This window comes from Acinetobacter dispersus, from assembly GCF_009884975.1.
Lineage (GTDB): Bacteria > Pseudomonadota > Gammaproteobacteria > Pseudomonadales > Moraxellaceae > Acinetobacter > Acinetobacter dispersus.
Genome location: NZ_CP041970.1, coordinates 3,595,609 through 3,620,214, shown reverse-complemented (window position 1 = coordinate 3,620,214; position 24,606 = coordinate 3,595,609). Strand labels below are relative to the sequence as shown.

The 24,606-nt window shown below is 39.9% G+C and carries 19 protein-coding genes; 13 read left to right on the top strand and 6 right to left on the bottom strand.

The window, feature by feature from the left end; genetic code table 11:
* Nucleotides 1-145: 145 nt before the first annotated feature.
* Together FPL17_RS16715 and FPL17_RS16710 are read left to right on the top strand one after the other, a co-directional pair.
* Nucleotides 146-1,672: a fumarate hydratase gene (locus FPL17_RS16715; protein ID WP_004657827.1), complete on the top strand. Its 1,527-nt coding sequence runs from the start codon at nucleotides 146-148 to the stop codon at nucleotides 1,670-1,672.
* Nucleotides 1,673-1,779: 107 nt separating this feature from the next.
* On the top strand, nucleotides 1,780-2,322 hold the full coding sequence (locus FPL17_RS16710) for a DUF2059 domain-containing protein (RefSeq protein ID WP_005185072.1): 543 nt from the start codon (nucleotides 1,780-1,782) through the stop codon (nucleotides 2,320-2,322).
* A 14-nt stretch (nucleotides 2,323-2,336) separates the two neighbouring features.
* Here FPL17_RS16710 and FPL17_RS16705 read toward each other — a convergent pair whose 3' ends face one another.
* The 4 genes from FPL17_RS16705 to tig form a co-directional block, all read right to left on the bottom strand.
* The gene (locus tag FPL17_RS16705) at nucleotides 2,337-3,053 is read right to left on the bottom strand and encodes a DUF2846 domain-containing protein (RefSeq protein WP_005185073.1); all 717 of its coding nucleotides are present in this window, start codon (nucleotides 3,051-3,053) and stop codon (nucleotides 2,337-2,339) included.
* A 153-nt stretch (nucleotides 3,054-3,206) separates the two neighbouring features.
* A complete protein-coding gene (clpX, locus tag FPL17_RS16700; protein WP_005185075.1) occupies nucleotides 3,207-4,517 on the bottom strand; it encodes an ATP-dependent Clp protease ATP-binding subunit ClpX in 1,311 nt (436 codons plus the stop codon).
* A 42-nt stretch (nucleotides 4,518-4,559) separates the two neighbouring features.
* Nucleotides 4,560-5,165 (bottom strand): ATP-dependent Clp endopeptidase proteolytic subunit ClpP, encoded by a 606-nt coding sequence (gene clpP / locus FPL17_RS16695; RefSeq protein WP_004775790.1) that lies wholly within the window; start codon nucleotides 5,163-5,165, stop codon nucleotides 4,560-4,562.
* A gap of 352 nt (nucleotides 5,166-5,517) precedes the next feature.
* Complete coding sequence (gene tig, locus FPL17_RS16690) at nucleotides 5,518-6,849, bottom strand: trigger factor (protein ID WP_005318089.1); 1,332 nt, start codon at nucleotides 6,847-6,849, stop codon at nucleotides 5,518-5,520.
* A gap of 248 nt (nucleotides 6,850-7,097) precedes the next feature.
* Between tig and FPL17_RS16685 the strand changes: the two genes are divergently transcribed.
* The 10 genes from FPL17_RS16685 (at nucleotide 7,098) to FPL17_RS16640 (ending at nucleotide 22,195) form a co-directional block, all read left to right on the top strand.
* Nucleotides 7,098-9,302, top strand: coding sequence for a TonB-dependent receptor domain-containing protein (locus FPL17_RS16685; RefSeq protein WP_159886285.1), 2,205 nt, complete (start codon nucleotides 7,098-7,100; stop codon nucleotides 9,300-9,302).
* Nucleotides 9,303-9,779: 477 nt separating this feature from the next.
* A complete protein-coding gene (locus tag FPL17_RS16680; protein WP_159886283.1) occupies nucleotides 9,780-12,041 on the top strand; it encodes a catecholate siderophore receptor Fiu in 2,262 nt (753 codons plus the stop codon).
* 97 nt (nucleotides 12,042-12,138) lie between these two features.
* A complete protein-coding gene (locus FPL17_RS16675; protein ID WP_159886274.1) occupies nucleotides 12,139-12,822 on the top strand; it encodes a Fe2+-dependent dioxygenase in 684 nt (227 codons plus the stop codon).
* Nucleotides 12,822-13,913: an alpha-hydroxy acid oxidase gene (locus FPL17_RS16670; protein ID WP_171519526.1), complete on the top strand. Its 1,092-nt coding sequence runs from the start codon at nucleotides 12,822-12,824 to the stop codon at nucleotides 13,911-13,913. Before FPL17_RS16675 ends, FPL17_RS16670 begins: the two co-directional genes overlap by 1 nt.
* 328 nt (nucleotides 13,914-14,241) lie before the next feature.
* Nucleotides 14,242-16,509, top strand: coding sequence for a TonB-dependent receptor (locus FPL17_RS16665; protein WP_159886270.1), 2,268 nt, complete (start codon nucleotides 14,242-14,244; stop codon nucleotides 16,507-16,509).
* Between the two features lie 103 nt (nucleotides 16,510-16,612).
* Nucleotides 16,613-17,296 carry a Fe2+-dependent dioxygenase gene (locus FPL17_RS16660; protein ID WP_159886268.1) on the top strand — a complete coding sequence of 228 codons (684 nt, stop codon included), beginning with the start codon at nucleotides 16,613-16,615 and terminating at the stop codon, nucleotides 17,294-17,296.
* A 458-nt stretch (nucleotides 17,297-17,754) separates the two neighbouring features.
* A complete protein-coding gene (gene leuA, locus FPL17_RS16655; RefSeq protein ID WP_159886266.1) occupies nucleotides 17,755-19,452 on the top strand; it encodes a 2-isopropylmalate synthase in 1,698 nt (565 codons plus the stop codon).
* A 405-nt stretch (nucleotides 19,453-19,857) separates the two neighbouring features.
* Nucleotides 19,858-21,018, top strand: a complete 1,161-nt coding sequence (gene metX / locus FPL17_RS16650; protein WP_159886264.1) for a homoserine O-succinyltransferase MetX — start codon at nucleotides 19,858-19,860, stop codon at nucleotides 21,016-21,018.
* Complete coding sequence (gene metW, locus FPL17_RS16645) at nucleotides 21,018-21,611, top strand: methionine biosynthesis protein MetW (protein ID WP_004877532.1); 594 nt, start codon at nucleotides 21,018-21,020, stop codon at nucleotides 21,609-21,611. Before metX ends, metW begins: the two co-directional genes overlap by 1 nt.
* The gene (locus tag FPL17_RS16640; RefSeq protein ID WP_159886262.1) at nucleotides 21,608-22,195 is read left to right on the top strand and encodes a tetratricopeptide repeat protein; all 588 of its coding nucleotides are present in this window, start codon (nucleotides 21,608-21,610) and stop codon (nucleotides 22,193-22,195) included. The genes metW and FPL17_RS16640 overlap by 4 nt, the downstream gene beginning before the upstream one ends.
* A 40-nt stretch (nucleotides 22,196-22,235) precedes the next feature.
* Here the strand turns inward: FPL17_RS16640 and FPL17_RS16635 are convergent, their stop codons facing one another.
* Entirely contained in the window at nucleotides 22,236-22,769 is a 534-nt protein-coding gene (locus FPL17_RS16635; RefSeq protein WP_159886260.1) for an SMI1/KNR4 family protein, read from the bottom strand.
* A gap of 183 nt (nucleotides 22,770-22,952) precedes the next feature.
* On the opposite strand from FPL17_RS16635, the gene rdgB reads away from it, so the two are divergent.
* Nucleotides 22,953-23,576 (top strand): RdgB/HAM1 family non-canonical purine NTP pyrophosphatase, encoded by a 624-nt coding sequence (gene rdgB / locus FPL17_RS16630; protein ID WP_159886258.1) that lies wholly within the window; start codon nucleotides 22,953-22,955, stop codon nucleotides 23,574-23,576.
* 17 nt (nucleotides 23,577-23,593) lie between these two features.
* Here the strand turns inward: rdgB and FPL17_RS16625 are convergent, their stop codons facing one another.
* Complete coding sequence (locus FPL17_RS16625) at nucleotides 23,594-24,481, bottom strand: AEC family transporter (RefSeq protein WP_159886256.1); 888 nt, start codon at nucleotides 24,479-24,481, stop codon at nucleotides 23,594-23,596.
* Nucleotides 24,482-24,606: the final 125 nt, after the last annotated feature.

Here is a 24,606-nt window from a genome sequence, read left to right as displayed (position 1 = left end):
CCAAAGCGCATCTTTTGTTGATGCAATTTAGATCGAAGGCTTACTTTAGACCTTTAGCCAAATCTAAGCTAAAACTCCCACATTCATTCCTTTTTGTCATATAATTTAGCCCGCCAGCTAATCGCCCGCTCAAGAGAAATTTGATATGACAACGATCATCAAACAAGATGACTTGATTACATCAATCAAGGATGCCCTGCAATTTATTTCTTACTATCACCCACAAGACTTCATCCAAGCGATGAGCCGTGCTTATGATCGTGAAGAAAACAAAGCTGCAAAAGATGCTATTGCCCAAATCCTTATCAACTCACGTATGTGTGCTGAAGGTCACCGACCAATCTGTCAGGATACAGGGATCGTTAACGTTTTCCTTGAAGTCGGCTTAGATGTTAAATTTGATTTAACCATGAGCTTGGATGATGCTGTAAACGAAGGTGTACGCCAAGGTTACCTAGAGAACTCAAATGTACTCCGTGCTTCTGTTTTAGCAGATCCAGCTTTTGGTCGTAAAAATACCAAAGACAATACGCCTGCCGTGATTCACTACAAACTCGTTCCTGGTAATAAAGTTGATATTACCGTTGCAGCGAAGGGTGGCGGTTCAGAAAATAAATCTAAACTTGCGATGTTAAACCCATCTGATTCAATCGTGGATTGGGTACTTAAAACTGTTCCAACTATGGGTGCAGGTTGGTGTCCACCAGGTATGCTCGGCATTGGTATCGGTGGTACTGCTGAAAAAGCCATGATGCTTGCAAAAGAAGCACTTATGGAAGAAATCAACATGGACGAATTACTTCGTCGTGGCCCACAAAGCAAAATGGAAGAACTCCGTATCGAGATCTTCGAGAAAGTGAATGCACTCGGTATTGGCGCACAAGGTCTTGGTGGTTTAACTACAGTACTTGATATTAAAATCAAGGATTACCCATGTCATGCGGCAGGTAAGCCAGTGGGTATGATTCCGAACTGTGCGGCGACTCGTCACGCACACTTCCAGTTAGATGGTACTGGCGTTGCACATATTCAAGCACCAAAACTTGAAGACTACCCTGCTGTAACGTGGGATTCTTCTCAATCAAAACGTGTAAACCTTGATACTATTACCCAAGAAGAAATGAATGCTTGGAAGCCAGGCGATACATTATTATTGAACGGTACGATTTATACAGGTCGTGATGCTGCACATAAGCGCATGGTCGACATGTTAAATAATGGCGAAGAACTTCCAGTCGATCTAAAAGGTAAATTCATTTACTACGTAGGTCCAGTCGATCCAGTTGGCGATGAAGTTGTTGGTCCTGCTGGCCCAACCACTGCAACCCGTATGGATAAGTTCACTCGTCAAGTTTTAGAAGCAACGGGCTTATTCGGTATGATTGGTAAAGCGGACCGGGGTCCTGCTGCAATTGAAGCGATCAAAGACAATCAAGCAACTTATTTAATGGCCGTTGGTGGTGCTGCTTACCTCGTGTCTAAAGCAGTCCGTGAAGCGGAAGTCGTTGCTTTTGCAGACTTAGGTATGGAAGCAATCTACAAATTCGTAGTTGAAGATATGCCTGTTTCTGTTGCAGTTGATGTAAATGGTACTTCAATCCATGCCACTGCACCAAAAATCTGGCAAGCTAAGATTGGTAAAATCCCAGTTGTTGATGCTGCTGCGTCATAAATAATACTCATACAATAATCATAGCCGAATCATCGTATTCGGCTATTTTTTTGCCTGTGGCTTCTGCTAAATTATAAAAAAGACGAGAACAATAAGGCGGTCTATAGATGAATAAATACATGTTCAACATGGTGATTGGACTTTGCCTTCTCGTTGGCATGCAAAATACCTTTGCATCCCCAGCCCAAAGTAAGTCAGTCAAAGAACTAATCAAACTGAGCGAGCTCGAAAATGTTTTAAATACCTCACTCGATGAAATGCAACCAACACTCGATCTTGAAGCGGAAAATATTTTATTAAGAGTCTTAGGAAAAGAAGAACTGACCACAACACAAGAACATCTTGCCGTGTTGGAACTGAGCCAATTACTTAAAGATACCAGCTCAAAAGTCTTTGCTCGCCCCGAAACTATTCGAGCAATCGAGAAGATTTATGCAGATACCTTGAGCGAAGAAGAAATACAAGCCTATTTGAAATTCTTAAAAACACCTGAAGGTAAATCCATTAATCAAAAAACATTGCAAATCAGTACTCATGTTTTTCAATATATGAATAATTTAAGTCAAAAAACCTTAAATGATCCAGAGCAGAGCTCACAATTAAAAGAGCAGTTCCTCACCATCATCAAACCTTTAATTCAGGATGAGTAACTGCTCAAGCAAACCTACCAAGTCAATGGATTCCACAGTTTAAATGGCTTAACCAAATGCACTTCTGACTTTTCATCATACTTTGCTGGTTTTAATTCTTGAGGTTTTGAACGAACCTTACCCGATGCATCTTGAGCGACAAAGTTATAGCTAGAAGATTTTAACCGTGTGAATGCGATTTCCTGATGCGCCACCTTGTCAGGTGTAATCATAAATGGGCCCGTATGCTCACTACGTGAAATCTTATTTTCTTCATCGTATTTAATAAAATAAGTTTGTGCAGCATCCACAGTAAAATCGAGATATTTCGGCTTTTGGAAATGTAATCCTGCCAAAGGACGACTCACGCTTAAGCGATAAGTTCCCGCAGGTAGTTCCACCCAGTAATAATGATTATGTAATAAGCTCGGAATACGATGACCATTGATAAATAAATTGGCCGCAGCAATTTCCTGACGGTTCCAACGTGTATCTGGTCGATATAAATAAACCACCGCAGCTTGTTCATTTTGCGGTTTGATTGGTGCGTAATATTGGCCTAACTTTTGATTAACCCAACCACCAACGGAGAAGCCACCCACATGATATTGATCAAATAAGCCTGGTTCTTTTTCAGTATTGACAGCTGGTAAGGTTGCAGTCAGCGCGGTTGGTTTTTCTTCAACTGTCTTATGACTTTGACAGCCAGCCAACACCCCTGCACAACATAATGACAATATTAAATAACGCATGACATCCCTCAAGGCGTTTTCTTGGATTTATTTTTAACAGCGCAAAACTATGCACATTTTTTCAATTTTTTAAGATTAACACCTCAACGCTTAATTGCAAATAAAAAAAGCATGAAAAGCCAAGCCTTTCATGCTTTTTTAGATGAATGAGAATTAGGCTGATTTAGAATCAATCACCTTCAAATCCTTCTTTTCAGTTGCTTCTGGCGTACCCACTTGTGGTAAACGCTCTGCTTTGAATGTTGGTTTAGCCGTACCATTAATGACAGCTTCATTCAAAATAACGGTACCAACATCCGTACGACTTGGTAAGTCATACATGGTTTCAAGTAGTACATTTTCCAGAATAGAACGTAAACCACGCGCACCTGTATTACGCTCAAGAGCTTTCTTCGCCACGGCACGTAACGCAGACTCATCAAAGACAAGGTCTACATTTTCCATGGTGAAAAGATATTGGTATTGACGTGTTAATGCATTTTTAGGTTCTGTCAGAATCTGCATTAATGCTTCTTCATCCAGCTCTTCCAAAGTTGCAATCACTGGTAAACGACCGATAAATTCAGGAATCAAACCGAATTTAACCAAGTCCGTTGCTTCAACCTGACGGAACAATTCAGAGACTTTTTTACTGTCGTCCTTATTCTTCACATCTGCTGTAAAACCAATACCGCCCTTCTCTTGACGCTGTTGGACAATTTTTTCCAAGCCAGAGAATGCACCACCACAGATAAACAGGATGTTAGCTGTATCAATCTGGATGAATTCTTGCTGTGGGTGCTTACGACCACCTTGTGGTGGAATAGACGCAACCGTACCTTCAATCATTTTTAACAATGCTTGTTGTACGCCCTCACCAGACACATCACGGGTAATTGAAGGATTTTCAGATTTACGGGTAATCTTATCAATCTCATCAATATAGATAATGCCTTTTTGCGCTTTTTCTACATCGTAATCTGCTTTCTGCAATAACTTCTGCACGATGTTTTCAACATCTTCACCCACATAACCTGCTTCGGTTAAAGTGGTTGCATCTGCCATCGCAAATGGAACATCAAGCAAACGCGCAAGTGTTTGTGCAAGCAATGTTTTACCTGAACCTGTCGGTCCAATCAGCAAAATATTACTTTTTGCAATTTCAATCTCTTGATGCCCGTGAGTCGACTGGCCTACTTTTAAACGCTTATAGTGGTTATAGACCGCAACAGATAAGGTTTTCTTCGCAACATCTTGTCCAATCACATATTGGTCCAAGGCAGCACGTATTTCGTGTGGTTTTGGCAGGGCTTTAGTTGCCCAATCGCCTGCTTCAACTTGTTGACTGGTTTGAACGAGATCTAAGCAGACATCTACACACTCATTACAAATATATGCGTCCTCACCAGCAATCAATTTTCCAACTTCAGATTGCGTCTTACCGCAAAATGAACAATGTTTTTGTCCTTGAGGATGTTCGGACATATTTACTCCACAACTTAAATCTTAAACTTAGGTCCTAAAAAATCAGGGACGTTTGCTTAGCACTTCATCGACTAAACCATATTCTTTGGCTGCTTGTGCAGTCATGAAATTATCACGATCTGTATCACGTGCAACGGTCTCGTAATCTTGACCACTATGTTCAGCCATTAAGCGATTTAAACGCTCTTTAATGAACAGAATTTCACGTGCGTGAATTTCAATATCAGAAGCCTGACCACGGAAACCACCTAATGGTTGGTGGATCATCACACGAGCATTTTCAAGACAGTAACGTTTGCCTTTTGCACCCGCATTCAATAAGAATGCACCCATTGATGCTGCTTGTCCCATACAGTAGGTCACAACATCTGGTTTGATAAACTGCATGGTATCGTAAATCGCCATACCAGCAGTTACTGAACCGCCTGGTGAATTGATATAAAGGTGAATATCTTTTTCTGGATTTTCTGCTTCAAGAAATAACATCTGCGCAACGATTAAGTTCGCCATGTTATCTTCAACTTCACCCGTTAAGAAAATAACACGCTCACGTAATAGACGTGAAAAAATATCGAATGAACGCTCACCGCGAGATGATTGTTCAACGACAACAGGAACTAAAGCATTTTCAATTGTTGGAACATACATACGTTTACTTATTCCTAAATTATTGTGACTCGATCTATGCCAACAATATGAGGGATAATCAATGAAATTGCAAAAGGTTCAATCTGAAATATTCGATTATTTAGACTAAAATCTGGCAATTTTTCGACAAATTAACACTTTGCTAACAGAGGGTTTGCAGACTTTACATCGATGCTTTAAGTAAGGGAGATTTTCTGATGATGCACAGCATGGTTTATGAAATTTCACACCTATGCTTAAAGCTCTGCAAGCCAAAGTCTTACTGTTTTAAATCATAATGAAATACAAAATTGGCAACCCTAAAGAAAAAGGCGCATTAAGCGCCTTTTTCTTGAATCAACTTTTTAAAAGATTAGCCACGGCGAGCTTGTTGTTCTTTCAATAAGTCTTCATAGCTGATCGCAACATCTTTTACTTTAGCTGCAGCTAAGATGTGATCAACAACTTGGTCTTCTAACACAACAGCTTCGATTTGAGCACGTTGTTGTTGGTCATTTTTGAAGTATTCAACAACTTCTGTTGGATCTTCATAAGAAGAAGCCATGTCATCGATATAAGCATTAACACGTGCTTGGTCAACTTCAAGTTTAGCGTCAGCCAATACTTTGCTTACCAATACGCCAAGCTTAACTGATTTTTCAGCTTGTTCTTTGAACAATTCATCAGGAAGCATGCTGCTGTCAAATGCGCCTGCACCTTGAGCACCAAACTGCTGAGTGAACTGTTGAATCATTTGTTGACGTTGACGGTCAATTTCTTGAGCAACCATTGAAGCAGGAACTTCAATTTCGTTTGCAGCAACAAGCGCATCAAATGCAGCTTGTTTAACTTGGTTACGAAGACCGTTGCGAACTTCACGTTCCATATTCTTACGAACGTCAGCTTTTAACTTGTCTAAGCCTTCTTCTTCAGTTAAACCAAAGATTTTCAAGAATTCAGCATCGATTTCTGGAAGTTTTGCTTTTTCAACTTGCTTCACAGTGATTTTGAATTGAGCTGCTTTACCCGCTAAGTTTTCAGCTTGGTAATCTTCTGGGAAAGTCACATCAATCACTTTCTCTTCGCCAGCTTTCATACCAACGATACCGTCTTCAAAGCCAGGAATCATACGACCTGAACCAAGTACTAGTTTAAAGTCTTCAGCAGCACCGCCTTCAAACTTCTCACCATCAACAGTACCTTCGAAGTCGAAAGTTACTTGCATGTCTTTCTTCGCCATACCTTTAGTTACAGCCCAAGTTTGACGTTGTTTTTGCAAGTTTTCGATCATGACATCAACGTCTTTGTCGTTGATTTCTGATGCTTTACGTTCAACTTCCAAGTCAGCAAAAGCTTTCACTTCTACTTCTGGATAAACTTCAACAGTCGCTTCAAAAACTAAAGCATCATCTTTGTTTTCAACTTTTTCAATGTTCGGCATACCGACCGCATTGATTTTTTCTTGTTGAATTGCTTCAAATACTGTGTCGCGAATGATGTCATTCACAACTTCTTGATAAATGCCCGCACCATATTCACGGCGAACAACATTCAAAGGCACTTTACCTGGACGGAAGCCGTTGATCTTCACAGTTTTGGCAGTGCGTTGTAAGCGAGCTTCAAACTGCTCGTTAACACGGCTCGTCGGTACAGAAACATTTAAACGACGGGCAACGCCCGAAACCGCTTCAGTCGTTACTTGCATGGCTTCCTCGATATTAGTTAGTAATAACAATTTTTAAAGTGCCACATTATATGACAACTTTCTGGATATACAAAATCGGATGCTAAAAAAGCAAATATATTTCTTATTTTAGCCAAAATCATAGTTTTCTTAAATGAATCTTAAAACAAACGTTATTTTTTGTTGTTAGTGATAAGTATTATCACTATACTTTGCATTCTTTTTGAACAATTGTTCTGTTTTTCTCGTCCAGCTTTGGAACTCTAGTTATGAGTAAATTTAATTTGAATCCCCTTTCATTTGCATTACTTGGGGTAATGACCACATCCGCTTTCGCAGATACAACGACAGCATCTGAAAATACCAACACACACCAACTTGCAACCATTGTGGTATCGGCAGCTGGATTTGAACAAGATATTAAAAATGCACCAGCAAGTATCACAGTCATTACTGCTCAAGATTTGAAAGATAAAAGAATTAATTCCATTGCAGATGCATTAATTGATGTAGAAGGCGTTGATATCAGCCCAACAGCAGGTAAAACAGGTGGTTTGAATATCCGTATTCGAGGAATGGATTCTGAATACACACTTGTATTAGTAGATGGTAGAAGACAAAACAGTACAGGCGACATTACGCCAAATGGTTTTGGTGAATCCAATAACAGTTTTATTCCCCCAATATCTGCAATTGAGCGAATCGAGGTAATTCGAGGGCCTGCTTCTACACTTTATGGTTCTGATGCTATGGGTGGCGTAGTCAATATTATTACTAAAAAAGTAACTGATGAATGGACAGGCTCAGTAACTTTAGAAGGCACAATTCTACCTAACTCATCTGATTTTGGTAATCAACGCTCTGTCGATGCATTTATTACGGGTCCACTTATAAAAAATCTACTAGGTTTACAATTAAGAGGCAGAAAGGCGGAGAGAGACCAATCCAATGTTGTTAGAAAGGATGATGAGTCAACTGATGAATCATTGAATATGGGAAATAACCCAACCAAATCCGATATTGAAACCATTGGTGCACGCTTAACTCTTACCCCGACAGATAACCATGATTTATCAGTGGAATACGAGCAAACACAGCAATGGTACGATAACAGCAAGGGACAACTGGGTACTTTAGGTGCCAATGGAGGCTATGCAGAGTCTCAAAAATATAATCGTGAAAAATATATTTTAGCGCATACATGGAGAAGCGATTTTGGTAATTTAGAATCCAGTATTAGTAATATTCAGACCGAAACTATTGGTCGTCTAATTCCTTCTCGCGCGCAAAACGGATCTAAAGCCATTACTCCAAGACTTCTAGAAAGTGAAGATACAACTTTTGATACCAAATTTACGACTGAACATTTCTCGGGTCATAAAATCACTCTAGGTGGCCAATGGTGGGAAGCTAATATCAAAGATGGTTTACGTGCCAATAAAGAAATCTCCTTTAAACAGCTAGGTCTTTTCGCTGAAGATACATGGTCAATCACAGATAGTCTGGCACTTACACTTGGTTTACGATACGACGACCATGATACCTTTGGAGACTTCTGGACTCCACGTGCTTATCTAGTCTGGAATGCGAATGACAACTGGACATTTAAAGGTGGATATAACGAGGGCTACAAAGCACCGAGACTTGAGCGTTTAACTGATGGTATCTATAACGTTGGTGGACAAGGCCGGACTCCTCTCTTTGGAAATCCAAATTTAAAACCTGAAAAAAGTAATAACTTCGAAATCGGAACATATTTTAGTAATGGCTCTAATTTTGATGCCAATATGACGGCTTTTTATAGCCAAGTTAAAGACAAAATCGTAACTGGGGCAATTGAAAGAACTTGTGATGCTGCCAGTAGTGATGCTTTCGGAGGAAAAGTTGCCTGTGAAAACTTTATGGCAAGCGTTGGCACACCTTGGCTAATGGAAAATGGAGATACGGGTACTCGCTCATGGAACGTTACACGACCAACCAATGCTGAAAAAGCTGAAATTTATGGGGTAGAAACAGGATTTAACTGGGAATTTGTACCTGATTGGAAATTTGGTATCAACTACACGTGGACAAACACAGAGATTAAAGATAAGAGCATTGGAAATCCACCACTTAACGATACGCCTGAACATATTGCAAATGCTTCACTTAAATGGCAGGCAGATGACAATATCCAACTTTGGGCTCGTGGTGAATACCGCAGTGAAAGGGCTCGCTACCTCAAAACTTATCAAAATATGAGCACTGCAGAAAAAAATGCTTACGATGCTTTGGGTGATTATAAAGAATATGCCTTATTACATGTAGGCTCTAATTTTAATATCACACCAAACTGGAACTTGGGCGTTGCGTTGTATAATGTTTTTGATAAGAATTTCAATGACTATGAGCGTGTTGGTACTAGCTATTATAACCGCTACAGCAATACCCAAGAAGGTCGTCGCGTTCAATTAAGCACAACTTTCTCTTTCTAAACACAATCTTTTCACTAGTCATTAGAAATCATCTAATGACTAGTGAAACACTCATCTAACATACTCAACTCAAAATCAATTTTACAGAAATATTCATATAAAGCTCATCCGAACCCTACTCTATGCCCCTTATGTTCAGATATTTGACCCTCTAAGACCAACCCTTAAATTAAATAAAAAGTTCAAATAAATACTTTTATATCAACATATTAAATATAACCATCACTACATTATCATTTTGCACAACTATTCATCATTAATACCAATTCGAGAAAATATCTTTAAATTTCAAAACAATAAACATATACAGCTCTTTACACAGAAGCTAAAGCTATTGATAACGATAATAATTATCAATAGACTTCGCACATATTGTTACATAGATTAACAATTAATCTACTTTTACTCCTTTTTCTGTAAAAGTTTCATCAGGTTGAAAGTTCTGTCATTCACACTTCAATTTCAGGGGTTCTCTCAATGGCAAAAATCAAAAGTCGTAAACATTTTCGTACCACACCGTTAGTTGCGCTTGCAGCAAGTCTTCCTCTAGCAGCACATGCTGCCCCTAAAGAAGAAAGTGTGGCAAAGCTTCCAACAATTGAAGTAAATGCAGAAAATACCTATAAAGTAGATACTGTTAGCTCTCCAAAATATACACAACCCCTACTCGATACCCCTCAAACTGTACAAGTCATCAAAAAAGAACTATTACAGGAACAAGGTGCTGCATCATTAATGGAAGCACTGCGTAATACCCCGGGCATCACACTACAAATGGGTGAGAATGGTAATACCAGCGCAGGCGACACCTTCCAGATGCGTGGTTTCTCAACGCAAACATCTACTTATGTCGATGGTATCCGCGATCTTGGTGCCGTAAGCCGTGATGTATTCAACCTAGAACAGATTGAAGTTGTAAAAGGTCCTTCTGGCTCTGAAGCAGGTCGCGGTGCAGCATCGGGTTATATCAACTTAGTCACCAAGTTACCTAAAGCTGAAAGTAGTCGTGAAGTTTCAGCACGTTACAATACTGCTGAAAATGCACGCTTAACTGCAGACATCAATCAAGCAATTAATGAAAGCACAGCAGTTCGTTTAAATGTAATGGGACAAGACGGCGGCGTTGAAGGACGAGATGTTTTAGAAAATAATGGTTGGGCAATTGCACCATCGATTGCTTTCGGTTTGAACACAGACACTCGCTTCTACCTATATTCTCAGCATGTTCGCCAAAATAATATTCCTGATGGTGGTATTCCTACAGTCGGAATGAAAGGCTTCTACAATGCTGATGCCGATTTAAATAAGGCAAAAGAAGTTGATCGTTCGAATTACTATGGCAGTGTCAATGACTATGAAGATATTGACGCTGATATGGTGACTGCAAAAGTTGAAAGTGATTTTGGCGATAAAATTAAATTTACCAATACCTCTCGTTACGGTAAGTCAAAAATGAATCGTGCATTAACAGGTATTAATGCCTTAAATAAGAATGGATCAAACAATCCAGATGCATGGACGATTTCTCGCTCACATCAAGGGGTTGATCAGGAAAATAAAATTCTTGCCAATACCTCATCACTCAATGTGAATTTTAAAACAGGTGTCGTTGAACATGACCTAGTCACAGGTTTAGAGTTCTTACAAGAACAGCAAATTTCACGTACTTTATCAACACAAACACCTGGTCAAAAAGCACCAACAACACCAGCTGCAAATCTATACAATCCAAATCATTACGATGTTATTCCAAGCTTAGTCCATACGGGTGCATATACGGATGGTGAAACACGGACAGCTGCGGCATATTTGTTTGATACCATTAAATTACTCAACGATCGTTTGCAGTTTAATGGTGGTGTTCGTGTTGATTACTACGAAACTGATTATGAAGCACTTGCTGTAGCAACAGATTCAAACACGCTTGCAGTCACTAAAACACCGACCAACCTAAAAGCACATGACACTTTAGTCAGTTGGAAATTGGGCAGCTTATTTAAGCCAACTGAAAACAGCAGTGTCTATGCATCTTATGCAAAATCACTCACACCTCCAGGTAGTGCAAACTTTGGATTATCCGCTGAAACCACTGGTACTCAGGCAGCCAATAATGCACGTTCAAAGCCCCAAGAAACCAACCACTATGAAGTGGGTGCAAAATGGGATGTGTTGAAAAATAAACTGGCATTAAACGCTGCCGTTTATCGCACAGAAAATGAAAACCAATTTACCACTGACCCAATTACCAAAGAATCTGTTCAAGAAGGTAAAACACGAGTTGAAGGTGTTGAACTTGGTGTTGTGGGTCAAATTACCGATGCGTGGAATATTTCTGCGGGTGTTGCCCACATGAAAACCAAGCAAAAAAACCAACAGAGCTTTGGTACGACTGGCGAAAAAACAGTAACAGATTCTGTTCGTTGGTCACCTGATTGGACTGCAACGTTATGGACCACCTATGACATCGCTGGCTTTAAAGTAGGCTTAGGTGCACGTTATGTAGATGAACAAAAACGTGTCATTACCGACAGCACTGCGCTAGCCAATATGCCAAAAGTACCATCGTATGTTGTATTTGATGCAATGGCAGGTTATAGCTTCAACAAAAATGCGTCACTTAACCTCAATATCTATAACTTAGCAGATAAAGACTACATCAGTGCATTGAACAATGGTGGTAGCCGTTTTGTGCTCGGTCAACCTCGCTCAGCAGCATTAACATTCAACTACAAGTTCTAAATTATTCAATCAAAATTGAAGCTTGAATAGATGAACTCGGCCTGTTAGAAAAGGTATACTTTTTCGACAGGCTGTATTTTTTTGAAGGGTTTTAAATATGATGTTGCACATTCCTGAGCTGCTCAGTAAACAACAAGTGTTAGAACTACGCCAACAAATGCAGCCAGCCTCAGCATGGGTCAATGGCGCGCAAAGCGCAGGTGCACAAGCTCAGAAAACTAAAAATAATTTACAGATTGATATCCATAGTGATGTTTATCAATCCCTAAGTCTGTCTGTTCTAAATGCGTTACAACACAATTTACTGTTACGTTCAGCCGCCCTGCCCCAACACATTTTATCGCCAATGTTTAATTGCTATCAAAATCAGGGCAATTATGGCAACCACGTCGACAGCGCTGTTCAGGCCTCTTCAAAAACAGGACAAATGATTCGCACCGATGTTTCTATTACGGTTTTTTTATCCGAACCCGATGAATATGAAGGTGGAGAACTGATTGTTGAGGATACCTATGGCAGCCATGAAGTTAAGCTAGATGCGGGTGATGCGATTTTATATCCGTCCACAAGTCTGCATCGCGTTGAGCCCGTCACTCAAGGCAGTCGAATTGCCGCTTTCACTTGGATTCAAAGCATGGTGAAAGATGACTGGCAACGTACTATGCTGTTTAACCTTGATATGACCATTCTAAAACTAAGACAACAGCTTGGCGATACTGAGGAAGTGGTTGCTTTGACCAGTCACTATCACAACCTCTTAAGACAATGGGGGATTTTCTAATGTCACCTCTTCCGCCATTGACCATAATCCCTGCTCATTTACAAACCGTGGCGGATTACGAGCAACAAGCTTCACAACATTTGGCAGAGGCAACTTGGCATTATTTACAAGGCGGTGCGATGCATGAACTAAGCGTGCAAGAAAATCAGCTCCAGTTTCAAGATATTCATCTTATTCCACGACATTTAAATGACTTTTCTCAGGGCAATACTCGGCTCAATTTATTTGGGATGGACTACCCTCATCCAATTTTTCTTGCTCCCATTGGGCATCAGGCACTTTTCCATCCTCAAGCGGAGCAAGCCACAGCACTTGCCGCTGAGTTAATGCAGAGTAACTTTGTCCTCAGTACATTAAGCAACACACATATGGAAGCTTTGAATAAAGAGAATCCGTACAAATGGTTTCAACTTTATTGGCAAGCTAACCGAGAAAAATCATTGGCTTTAATTCAGCTTGCAGAACAACACAATTATAAAGCGATCGTGATCACCATCGACGCGCCACATACAGGTATCCGAGATCGAGAGCGTAAAATCTTCTTTCAACTTCCCAATGAAATGCCACATCCACATGCATCAGTTGATTTAGAAATTGGTAATTTGGCTGCTGACGAGCACCCTATTTTTCAAGGTCTAATGAAAATAGCACCAAAATGGGAGGATATTGAGTGGTTGATTAGAAATACAAAACTGCCAGTGATCCTTAAAGGTGTATTGCATCCCGCGGATGCCAAGAAAGCGGTCGAATATGGTGTTTCAGGTCTGATCGTTTCCAATCATGGTGGCCGCGTACTGGATACCACTATTCCTCCATTAATTGCGCTACAAAAAATCAGAGCCGTTGTTCCAGTCAGTTATCCCCTACTGTTAGATGGCGGAATTCGTCGTGGTTCAGATATATTTAAAGCAATAGCACTGGGCGCATCCACCGTACTGATCGGCCGTCCTTATATTTATGGCTTGGCAACGGCTGGTGCCTTAGGTGTTGCCCATGTACTTAAAATCTTAAAGGAAGAATTTGAGGTCACCATGGCCTTAATGGGAACAACAACTTTACAAGAGATTAACCATGACTTTATTAATCAATAATCCGCTTTACTGCATCTCGTTACCTTAACAAACTGATATTCAAAACACTTTCAGGCTTTTGAAGATAAATCATATAAATAAAACTTTAGTAAAATGAAAAAAATCATAACATCAGAATTAAGCGTCAATATTTAAACCACAATCGTTTTTTTAGATTAAATAAAAAAATCAACAAATTAACAACATTTTTGAACAATTAAGGACGAAAAATTATTTAAGTTTCCATTGTAACAATTAGAAACAATTGAAAAAACCAATCCAAAACAAATGAATATAGAAATGACAATGATTATCCTTTGCATAAATTTTTACATACTTAGGCGTACTCATGTCTTTTATTAAATCACGGAAGAAACTCGTTTCTTCTGCAATTGCTTCTTCACTTTCAGTAATTGCAGTACCAGCGATTGCTCAAGATCAGGCAGTTCAGCTTCCAACAATTCATGCTCAAGCTGAAAAAGAACAAAGCCTCAAAGTCGATAAATCTGCAAATACTAAGTTTGTTGCTCCTCTTTTGGATACTCCAAAATCCATTTCTGTGATTTCAAAGCAACTGATTGAAGATACCAAGGTTACAACTTTAAGTGACGCACTTCGTACCGTTCCTGGTATTACATTAGGTGCGGGTGAAGGTGGTAACCCAAACGGTGACCGTCCGTTTATTCGCGGTTATAGCTCTGAAAGCTCAATGTATGTAGATGGCATTCGTAACGCCACTTCTCAAAACCGTGAAATGTTTGCGGTTGAACAAGTTGAAGTATCAAAAGGCTCTTCATCTTCTTTAGGCGGTGGTGGTTCTGTTGGTGGTAACGTTAATCTTATTTCTAAAGTTGCTAAAAAAGGTGATTCCTTAGAAGGATCTGTACAAGGGGGTACCGATGATTATCAACGTATTACCCTTGATGGTAATAAAGATTTCGGTAATGGTGTTGCGGCTCGTGTTGTGGTTATGGGACATCACAACAATAAAGCAGGCCAAGGCGATGACGGTGCAGAATACAAACGTGCAGGTATCGCTCCAAGTATTACCTTCGGCCTAGACACAGCCACTCGTGCAACTTTAAGTTATTATTACTTAAAAACTGATGATACTCCTGATGCAGGTGTTCCATATAACAACCCGAATAATTTCGCCGCTGGTTCAGGAAAACCAATCGATGTTAAAAAAGGCATCTATTATGGTTGGAAAGATCGTGATTTCCAAAGACAAGAAAACCAAGTAGGTACTTTTAAGTTAGAGCATGACTTAACAGAAAACTTAACTTTAAGTAATACAGCAGTTTATAACAAATCTAAAAATGACTATATTTGGACTCAACCAGATGACAGTCAAGGTAACTTCCTTAACCCGACGACAGGTCAATTGAAGGATACTGGTATCTGGCGTCGTGCCAATACACGTATTACTGATACAGATACGTTCTCTGATCAATTAGCGTTAACAGGTAAATTTAATACAGGTGCATTCAAACACAGCTTTAATGTTGGTGCTGAATATAGTAAAGCTGAATCAGATAAAGGTAGCTATACCATTACTGATCCAAATACCAAAGCAATTGGCGGTGCAGTTGCTAACGGCGCGTGTAGCTTAGGTTTAGCTGCATCTAATGGTTGGTGTACATCAACATTTAATCCAAATTCAAATGATCGTTTCTTAGGAACAGTGACTGCGAACAAGGCTGTTACAACCACGACATCTGAATCGACTTCCGTTTATGCGCTCGATAATATCGAAATTACACCACAATGGTTACTCGACTTAGGTGTGCGTTGGGATAAATTTGATACTGAGCTAAAAACCAATGCGACTGGTGTTAAATTAGAAAATAATACGGACTTCTTTAGTTATCAAGCTGGCTTAACCTTTAAACCTGCTGAAAATGGCAGTATCTATGCAAGCTTTGCGACCTCTGCAAACCCAGTCGGTATCGATGCAGGTGATGGCTCTGAACCTGCGGTGAATGCAAACAACCGCGATCTAGATCCAGAAAAAGCACGTACTTTTGAAATTGGTACAAAATGGGATTTATTCAACAATAAACTCAATGCAACTGCTGCAATTTTCCGTACAGAGAAGCAAAACACGCGTATCCAACTTGATCCAACTACGTATACCAACGGTGGCGATAGTAAAGTTGACGGTATTGAGCTTGGCTTAAATGGTTATATCACTGATAAATGGGCTGTTAGCGCAGGCTATACCTATTTAGATAGTGAAAATACTAACCCAGGTCCAAGCTGTAACCGTGCTGGTGTTTGTACTCCTGAAAATGCAGCGAAAGGTAAGCAATTACCAAACGTTCCAAAGAACTCTGCTACTTTATGGACAACTTATAAAGTATTACCACAAGTTACTCTCGGTGCTGGTGCAGTTGCAATGGATAAAGTCTATGGTAATGCAATCAATACCAAATGGGTTCCAGGCTATGTACGCTACGATGCGATGGCAAAGTATGACGTGAATAAAAACGTAAACTTACAGCTTAATGTAAACAACTTGTCTGATACACGTTACTTTACCAAAGCCTATGCCTCTCACTATGCATCAGAAGCGGAAGGTCGTAGTGCAGTATTGTCTGTAAACTTTAAGTACTAATCCTATCAATAAAACCCATAATTTAATTATGGATTTTATTGCAAAAATAGCCTCATAATGAGGCTATTTTTTATCATTCATTGTTTCCACAAAGGTAGCTATTGTGATCCATCATATTCCTAATGTATTAAGCAAAGAACAAGTTCAGTACTTTCGCGAAGAAATGGATAAAATCGAATGGACCAATGGAAAAGTTACGGCAGGTACTCTATCTGCTAACGTGAAAAATAATCAGCAACTGCCTGAAGATCATCCTTTAACCCACCATCTCAGTAACATCATTTTAGAAGAACTGGGCAAACACCCCCTATTTCTCTCAGCCGCTTTACCACTGGATATTATCCCTCCGCTTTTCAATCGTTATGAAAATCAGGAATCTTTTGGATTCCATGTTGATAATTCAATCCGTCGAATTCGTGGCACGAAAGAACGCTTACGTACCGATTTATCTTGCACTTTGTTTTTATCAGAACCTGATGAATATGAAGGTGGTGAACTGGTCATTGAAGATACTTACGGCTATCATGAAGCCAAATTACCTGCGGGCGATATGGTGCTCTACCCTTCATCTAGTCTGCATGAAGTGACTGCAATCAGCAGTGGATGTCGGACGGCTTCATTCTTTTGGGTACAAAGCATGATTCGTGATGATGCTGAACGTAATATGTTATTTACACTGGATCAGACGATCCAAAATTTGCGTGTACAGCTTGGTGACACTCATCAAGAAGTGATTAAAATGACCAATCTTTACCACAACCTCATGCGAAAGTGGGCTGAGCTATAATTCGCACACTTTTCAAAGTTTAGAGATAAAAACAACTTTTTTATCTCTAATTGATAAAATTTCGGGAAATTTTTCCCATTAAAATTGAAATAGTGCAAAAAACAGGGAAATATTTCCCATTCATTCCAATTAAAATGTTTTATAGACCTTTGCAGTCGTCTGTATTTTCGCCTAGACTGAATATCGTTAGATGATTAATATAACTGCAAAATTAAATACCCAATATGAATGGTAGATGATGAAAACAAATCGCGGCTTTACCCACCCGTCTCATATAACACATCTCGCTGCACTTCTCCTGATACTGCGCCTCGCGCGCGTATAAATTTTTTCGCCTACATTTTTAGGCGCTCGATCCCCGAATTCGCTTTAAATTAATTCTTATAGACACCATATATATCTGTAGCACGTTGCCTTTTATTTGACTCAGCAACCATGCTACGACAAGGAGTTTTCTCATGATGTTGGCTGACCCAAGCAAAAAATACCGCCGTATGTACCAGCGAGTGGATTTACCAGATCGTCAATGGCCGAATAATGAAATCAATCAAGCACCGATTTGGATGAGTACTGACCTTCGTGACGGTAACCAAGCGATTTTTGAACCGATGGATATGGATCAAAAATTAAAAATGTTCCACATGTTGGTTAAAATCGGCTTCAAACATATTGAAATTGGTTTCCCTTCTGCATCTCAAATTGACTTCGACTTTACCCGTAAGTTGATTGAAGAAAATTTGATTCCTGACGATGTCTATATCGAAGTGTTGGTGCAAGCACGTGATCATTTGATTGAACGTACCTTCGAAGCGTTGGTTGATGCCAAGCGTGCCATTGTGCATATCTATAATTCAAACTCTCCAACCTTCCGTCAGAAAGTCTTGAATGTCGATGCCAATGGTTCAAAACAACTTGCCATTAATGCAGCAAGCAAAGTCAAAGAATATGCAGCGCAATACCCTGCTACAGACTGGATTTTCCAGTATAGCCCAGAATGTTTCTCTGCAACTGAATTAGAAGTTGCCAAAGATGTCTGTGATGCTGTGACTGAAATTTGGGAAGCTTCACCAACCAATAAAGTCATCTTGAACTTACCTGCAACAGTTGAAGTATCGACACCGAATGTCTATGCCGATCAAATCGAATGGATGCACCGTAACTTGGCGCGTCGTGATGGCGTGATTATCTCTGTTCACTGTCACAATGACCGTGGTTGCGGTATCGCGGCCTCTGAATTGGCGATTATGGCAGGTGCTGACCGTGTAGAAGGTTGTGTATTTGGTAATGGTGAACGTACTGGTAATGTGGACGTTGCTGCGATTGCCTTGAACATGTATACCCAAGGTGTTGCACCAAACTTAGACTTCTCAAATATCAATGAAATCATTGCAACAGTCGAAGAATGTACAGGTTTACCAGTACACCCTCGTCATCCATATGCAGGTGACTTAGTCTTTACTGCTTTCTCTGGTTCACACCAAGATGCAATTAAAAAAGGTTTCGAATTCCAGAAAAACGAAGAAATCTGGGATATGCCATACTTGCCAATCGATCCGAAAGACTTGGGTCGTGATTACGATGCGGTGATTCGTGTGAATAGCCAATCAGGTAAAGGTGGTATCGCATACTTATTGGAATCGAATTATAACGTTGCTTTACCACGTCGTGTCCAAATCGAATTCAGTCAGATCGTACAGCAGCATACCGATGAAAATGGCACAGAAATCAGTGCACATGAAATCTGGACTTTATTCGAAAATACCTATGTGGATGTGAAGAACAGCCATTATCAAACCAAACATTATCAATTGTCGGATATCAATGGTACACAAATCATTGAATTAGACGTTGAAATTGACGGTGAAATTCAACGTCTCCGCGGAGAAGGAAATGGCCCGATCTCAGCTATGTTGAATGCCTTACAGTTACCAATTGATGTGGTGAACTATGAAGAGCGCAGTATCAGTTCAGGTGCCAATGCCAAAGCCCTCGCCTTGATTGAGCTTCAAGTGAAAGGCACAGGTAAGAGCGCATTTGGTGCGGGTGTACATGACAACATTGTAACTTCATCAATCGAAGCCATCATTGCATGTACCAACCGTTTAATTGAACAAGGGGTATTAACCACCGATCAAGTGGCTGCTGCAGCTGTTTAGATAGGTGAAATATCACATAATCGTCAGTAAAGCTGAGTTGTAATATCAGAAAAAATGACTTTTGAAAGGATACCTGAATTGGTATCCTTTTAGTTTCATTGAGATTGAATATAATTTCTCGTTTAAACTCAGATACTCGGAAATGTCATCCACAACCTGCGTGGTGCTTGTAAGATGCTCTTTCTGCGATAGAATGAGAAAAATGCAAGAAATGAACAGGTTTTGTGGATGACAATGCCTTTGCTTACTTTGGGCGAAACCAAAGTAAGTCTAACTGAAAGTTTATCCTAGAACTGGATAACAACTCGGCAGGACTCCGTTATTAAAACCAATGATTTCAAGTAACGAGAGATTCAATTGAACTCTGTTTATTGATTCAAACTTTATATAAGGCGAACGATTCCAGTGTCTTTTCCATCGGATTCAGTGGGTTTAGTCACACCACAAAAGTTTCAATTTGAACAACCCTTAGAACTTGAATGTGGCCGCGTATTGCCACGTTTCGATTTAATGGTTGAAACCTATGGAACCCTCAATTCAGACCAATCCAATGCCATTCTGATTTGCCATGCGCTGTCAGGGCATCACCATGCGGCAGGCTATCATCATGAAGATGATAAGAAGGCAGGCTGGTGGGACAGCTGTATTGGTCCTGGAAAAGCCATTGATACCAATCACTTCTTTGTTGTTTCCTTAAATAATATCGGTGGATGCAGTGGTTCAACTGGTCCCACCTCACCAAATCCTGAAAATGAAAATCGCCCTTACGGTCCTGACTTCCCATTAGTCACAGTGCGTGACTGGGTCAAAACTCAAGCAATGCTGTCTGACCGTTTAGGCGTTAAAGTTTGGTATTCTGTGATTGGCGGCTCTCTGGGCGGTATGCAAGCTCTACAATGGTCTTTGGATTATCCAGACCGATTACAAAAATGCGCCATCATCGCTAGTGCACCCAAATTATCAGCCCAAAATATTGCCTTTAACGAAGTGGCACGCCAATCGATTCTATCTGATCCTGATTTCCATCATGGTCGCTATCTGGAAAATGACAGTTATCCAAAACGTGGTTTGATTTTGGCGCGTATGGTGGGTCATATCACCTACTTGTCTGAAGAAGCCATGAAACAGAAATTTGGTCGCGATTTAAAATCGGGCAAATTTATGTATGGTTTTGATGTCGAATTCCAAGTGGAAAGCTATTTGCGTTACCAAGGTGAACAATTTAGCCGCAATTTCGATGCAAATACTTACTTGATTATGACCAAGGCCTTGGATTATTTTGACCCTTCGCGTGAATATGAACATTCTTTGACGAAGGCAATGAGTCAACCGAAGTGCCAATTTTTGGTAATTTCATTTACCACAGACTGGCGTTTTAGTCCAAGCCGCTCTCAAGAGCTGGTCGATGCTTTGATTGATAATCATAAGCCTGTCAGCTACTTAGATATTGATGCTGAACAAGGTCATGACTCGTTCTTATTCCCTATTCCACTGTATGTAAAAACGCTACGCGCATTTTTAGGTGGAGAACAACAGTTGCAATCGACATCGCAGGAGCAGCACTAATGCGTATAGATCAACGACTCGCCGAAAAATGGATTAACCCGAACTCTAGCGTGCTAGACTTAGGCTGTGGTGATGGTGAATTGCTGGCTCATATGAGCAAACAGCACAATATTCGTGCCTATGGTCTAGAAATTGATCAAGAAAAGATTGCAATTGCCATCAGTCGGGGGTTAAATATTATCCAACAGGACTTAAACCTCGGTTTAAGCCGTTTTGCCGACCAGTCTTTTGACTCTGTGGTTATGGCACAAGCTTTGCAAGCTGTAGATGCACCAGATGTATTACTTCGTGATATGGTGCGTGTCGGCAAACAGGCCATTATTACTTTTCCAAATTTTGCATATTGGAAGACACGTTCTTTTCTTGCATTGAAAGGGAAAATGCCTGTTTCGGAAGCTTTACCGTATATGTGGTATAACACCCCGAATATTCATTTATGTACTTTCCGTGACTTTGAAGCCTTATGTGCTGAGAATCGGATTAAAATTATTAATCGACTTGCCGTTAATGGTGACCAACAAGGTAGTATGCTCAGTAAGCATATGCCGAACCTATTTGGTGAAGTCGCAATTTATCGAGTGAGCGCTCTATGAAAAAGACATTAATCAGCACATTTTTATTTGGTCTGATCAGTATACAAGCGCACGCTGACTATGTTGCTCAACCTCAATCGGTTGCAACACAGGCAGCGCGATATTCAGTGATGGGTATCAATGAACTACAAAGCGCAGCAAAATCTGGTCAAGCTGGGGCACAGTTTTACTTAGCAACTCGTTACCAGTTTGGTAAAGACGTTGCTAAAGATGAAAAACAAGCATTTTCTTTATTCAAAGCAGCAGCAGATCAAGGTTTATCTGCAGCACAATTGAATGTTGGTCGTATGTATGCCGATGGTATTGGTGTAAAGAAAGACGAAGCTTTAGCGCGTAAATATTTCGAGAAAGCAGCAAGCAACGGTGACAACCGTGCTAGCTTTAATCTTGCGATGATGGAAGAACAGAAGAAAAACTTTGTCGGTGCTTATCAATGGTATGAGCTTTCAACCCGTGATGGCATGCTGGATACCAAAGTGATCAGTCTTTCTGAAGGTAAGAAAACTGCTTTAGCTGCAAACTTAACTCAAGATCAGATTCGTACTGCACGTGACCGTGCTGATAAATGGATTCAAGCGCAATAATCTTAATTGTAAGATTTAGCGAAAATATAAAACCGACTTTCTATGTCGGTTTTATATTTAAGAAATTTAAATCATTAAATTCCTCAATATTGTAACCCACCATAGCAAGAAAGAACTCCTCAAAATTTGGAAATCTATCTATTTCTTCTCCTGCTAGCCATATTACTTGGCCTTCTATTGAAGTTCCTTTAGCACCAATTACAAATAAATCCTTATCAATCAGAGTTGTAGCTATAGGTAAAACACTATTTCTAGTTATATTTTTTTGATCAAAATAAGAATCCTCAATAGCGTCTAATAAACCTTTTGCATAGCTCATAAGTGGGCTCACAATTAGATCAACTGTTCCAAATAAATCAACATATTGATATATTCCTTTCCAACCATTCGCATAACTAAGAAAATTGAAATATAAAGGGTCAGCAAATTTTTCTAAGTATTGCTCTACTTCTAATAACTGTATTTTAGTTGCCGCTACTTCTGGCAAATGATATGGCCAAATATTTTGAATATCAGCCTCATTTATCTTATATTTAACATAAGCCATTCTAGAAATCTGTGTAGGCCAATCCATATCTTCCTCTAAAAATTATTCTTAAGTACATCTGATACCATATGAAATATAAAACAAGTAGAATTACAGAAATACCATAACTCTAATGGCATTAATATTTTTTCTTATAACACACATATTCACTACTAATTTCTTAAAAAAATTCCTAAAATTCTACTCAATCTAAGCGAATTTAAAACTGATATGTCTACCCAACAATGGCTCAACCAAGGCAGCCTTGTCCTTGCAAGTAATAACAAAGGCAAAGTTGTCGAATTTGAACATCTCTTTCAACAACTTAATCTTCCTGTCGAGATCATTCCTCAAGGCAAACTCGATATTGAAGATGCGATTGAAGACGGTCTCAGCTTTGTTGAAAATGCCATTATCAAAGCACGCCATGCCTCTAAGCTTTCAGGTAAACCTGCGCTAGCAGATGACTCTGGACTTTGTGTACCTATTTTAGGTGGTGCGCCTGGCATCTACTCAGCGCGTTATGCTGGCGAGCATGGTAATGATGCTGCCAACAATCAGAAATTGTTGGCTGATCTTGCACCTTTGCGTAAAGAAGGTGAAGCCATTGAAGGGATGTTTGTCTGCGTATTGGCACTGGTCACGCATGCAGAAGATCCACTGCCACAAATTTTCCAAGGTATCTGGAAAGGTGAGATTTTAGAAGCTGCTCGTGGTGAAAATGGTTTCGGTTATGACCCTTTATTCTGGCTGCCTGAACTCAATGTTTCGAGTGCTGAACTGAGCAAAGCTGATAAAAATAAAATTAGCCATCGCGGTCAAGCAATGCAGCTGTTTAAAGCCAGTTTGGTTTAAAACTTAAAAATGCCCTCCTAGATGAGGGCATTTTTTATATGCAGCACTAAACCATAGATCACAATCACCAAACAGCTCACGATGGTTCCCGCAGCAATATAGCGGGCTGAAACACCCGTACCTTGATAATGTGTTTCCAAAGCAACAATATTGGCGGCAGGTGGCAAACAAAATAAGAAAAACAGCACAGGAAGCAATGATTCAATTTGCGGAATCGCAAAAAAATAATAAGTCAACGTACAGATCACCACACCACACAAGAGCTTGAACATTAAGGTTCGTGCACTCAGCCACAAATCAACAAAATGTACCCGAGTATGTCTCAGCCACATCCCTAAAATACACATCCCCGCAAAGCTCATCCCAAATTTGGCAATATCATACAGCCCTTCTAGAACCAGATTACCTTGCAAACGATGCATGCCAAATAGCCATAAAATCAGTGCAGCAAACAATGCCAACACAGGTGGTGACTTTAAAACTTTTTGCAGTGTTGATAGATAATGTGTTGGTGTTTCTGAAACGGCAGACACCGCCCAAATATTGCCAAACAGTGAACCTCCAATATACAGCGCGATCATGGCACTACTGACCTGCTCCCCAAATAAGGCGATGGCAAATGGAAAACCCAACCAACCAATATTGCTATAACTCATACAAAGCGCTTGTAAGCGATCCTTTGAAAAGTGGAAAAAACAATAGAATAGAAGAATCGATGTAATGAAACTAAATCCCATCAATGCAAAGCTACCCGCCTGATAAAACACCATGTTATAGATGATCACCACAGGAATAAATAAGCGTGCCAATAAGGAAGATAAGATTTTCTTTGCCTGTTCCGCGACTTTGAATTGAGCAAGCAACAGCCCGAAAATAAAGGCACTGATGGGGAGAATAAAGGTCATGTCGATCTGTTTTTATCATGTCTTGATATGTTGCTTATGCTAGCACTATTTACCATTGGGTAAATGCATTGTCTTAAAACTGCAATATAAGTGTCACATCTTTGTCATGCCAAGCTGTTGAGATA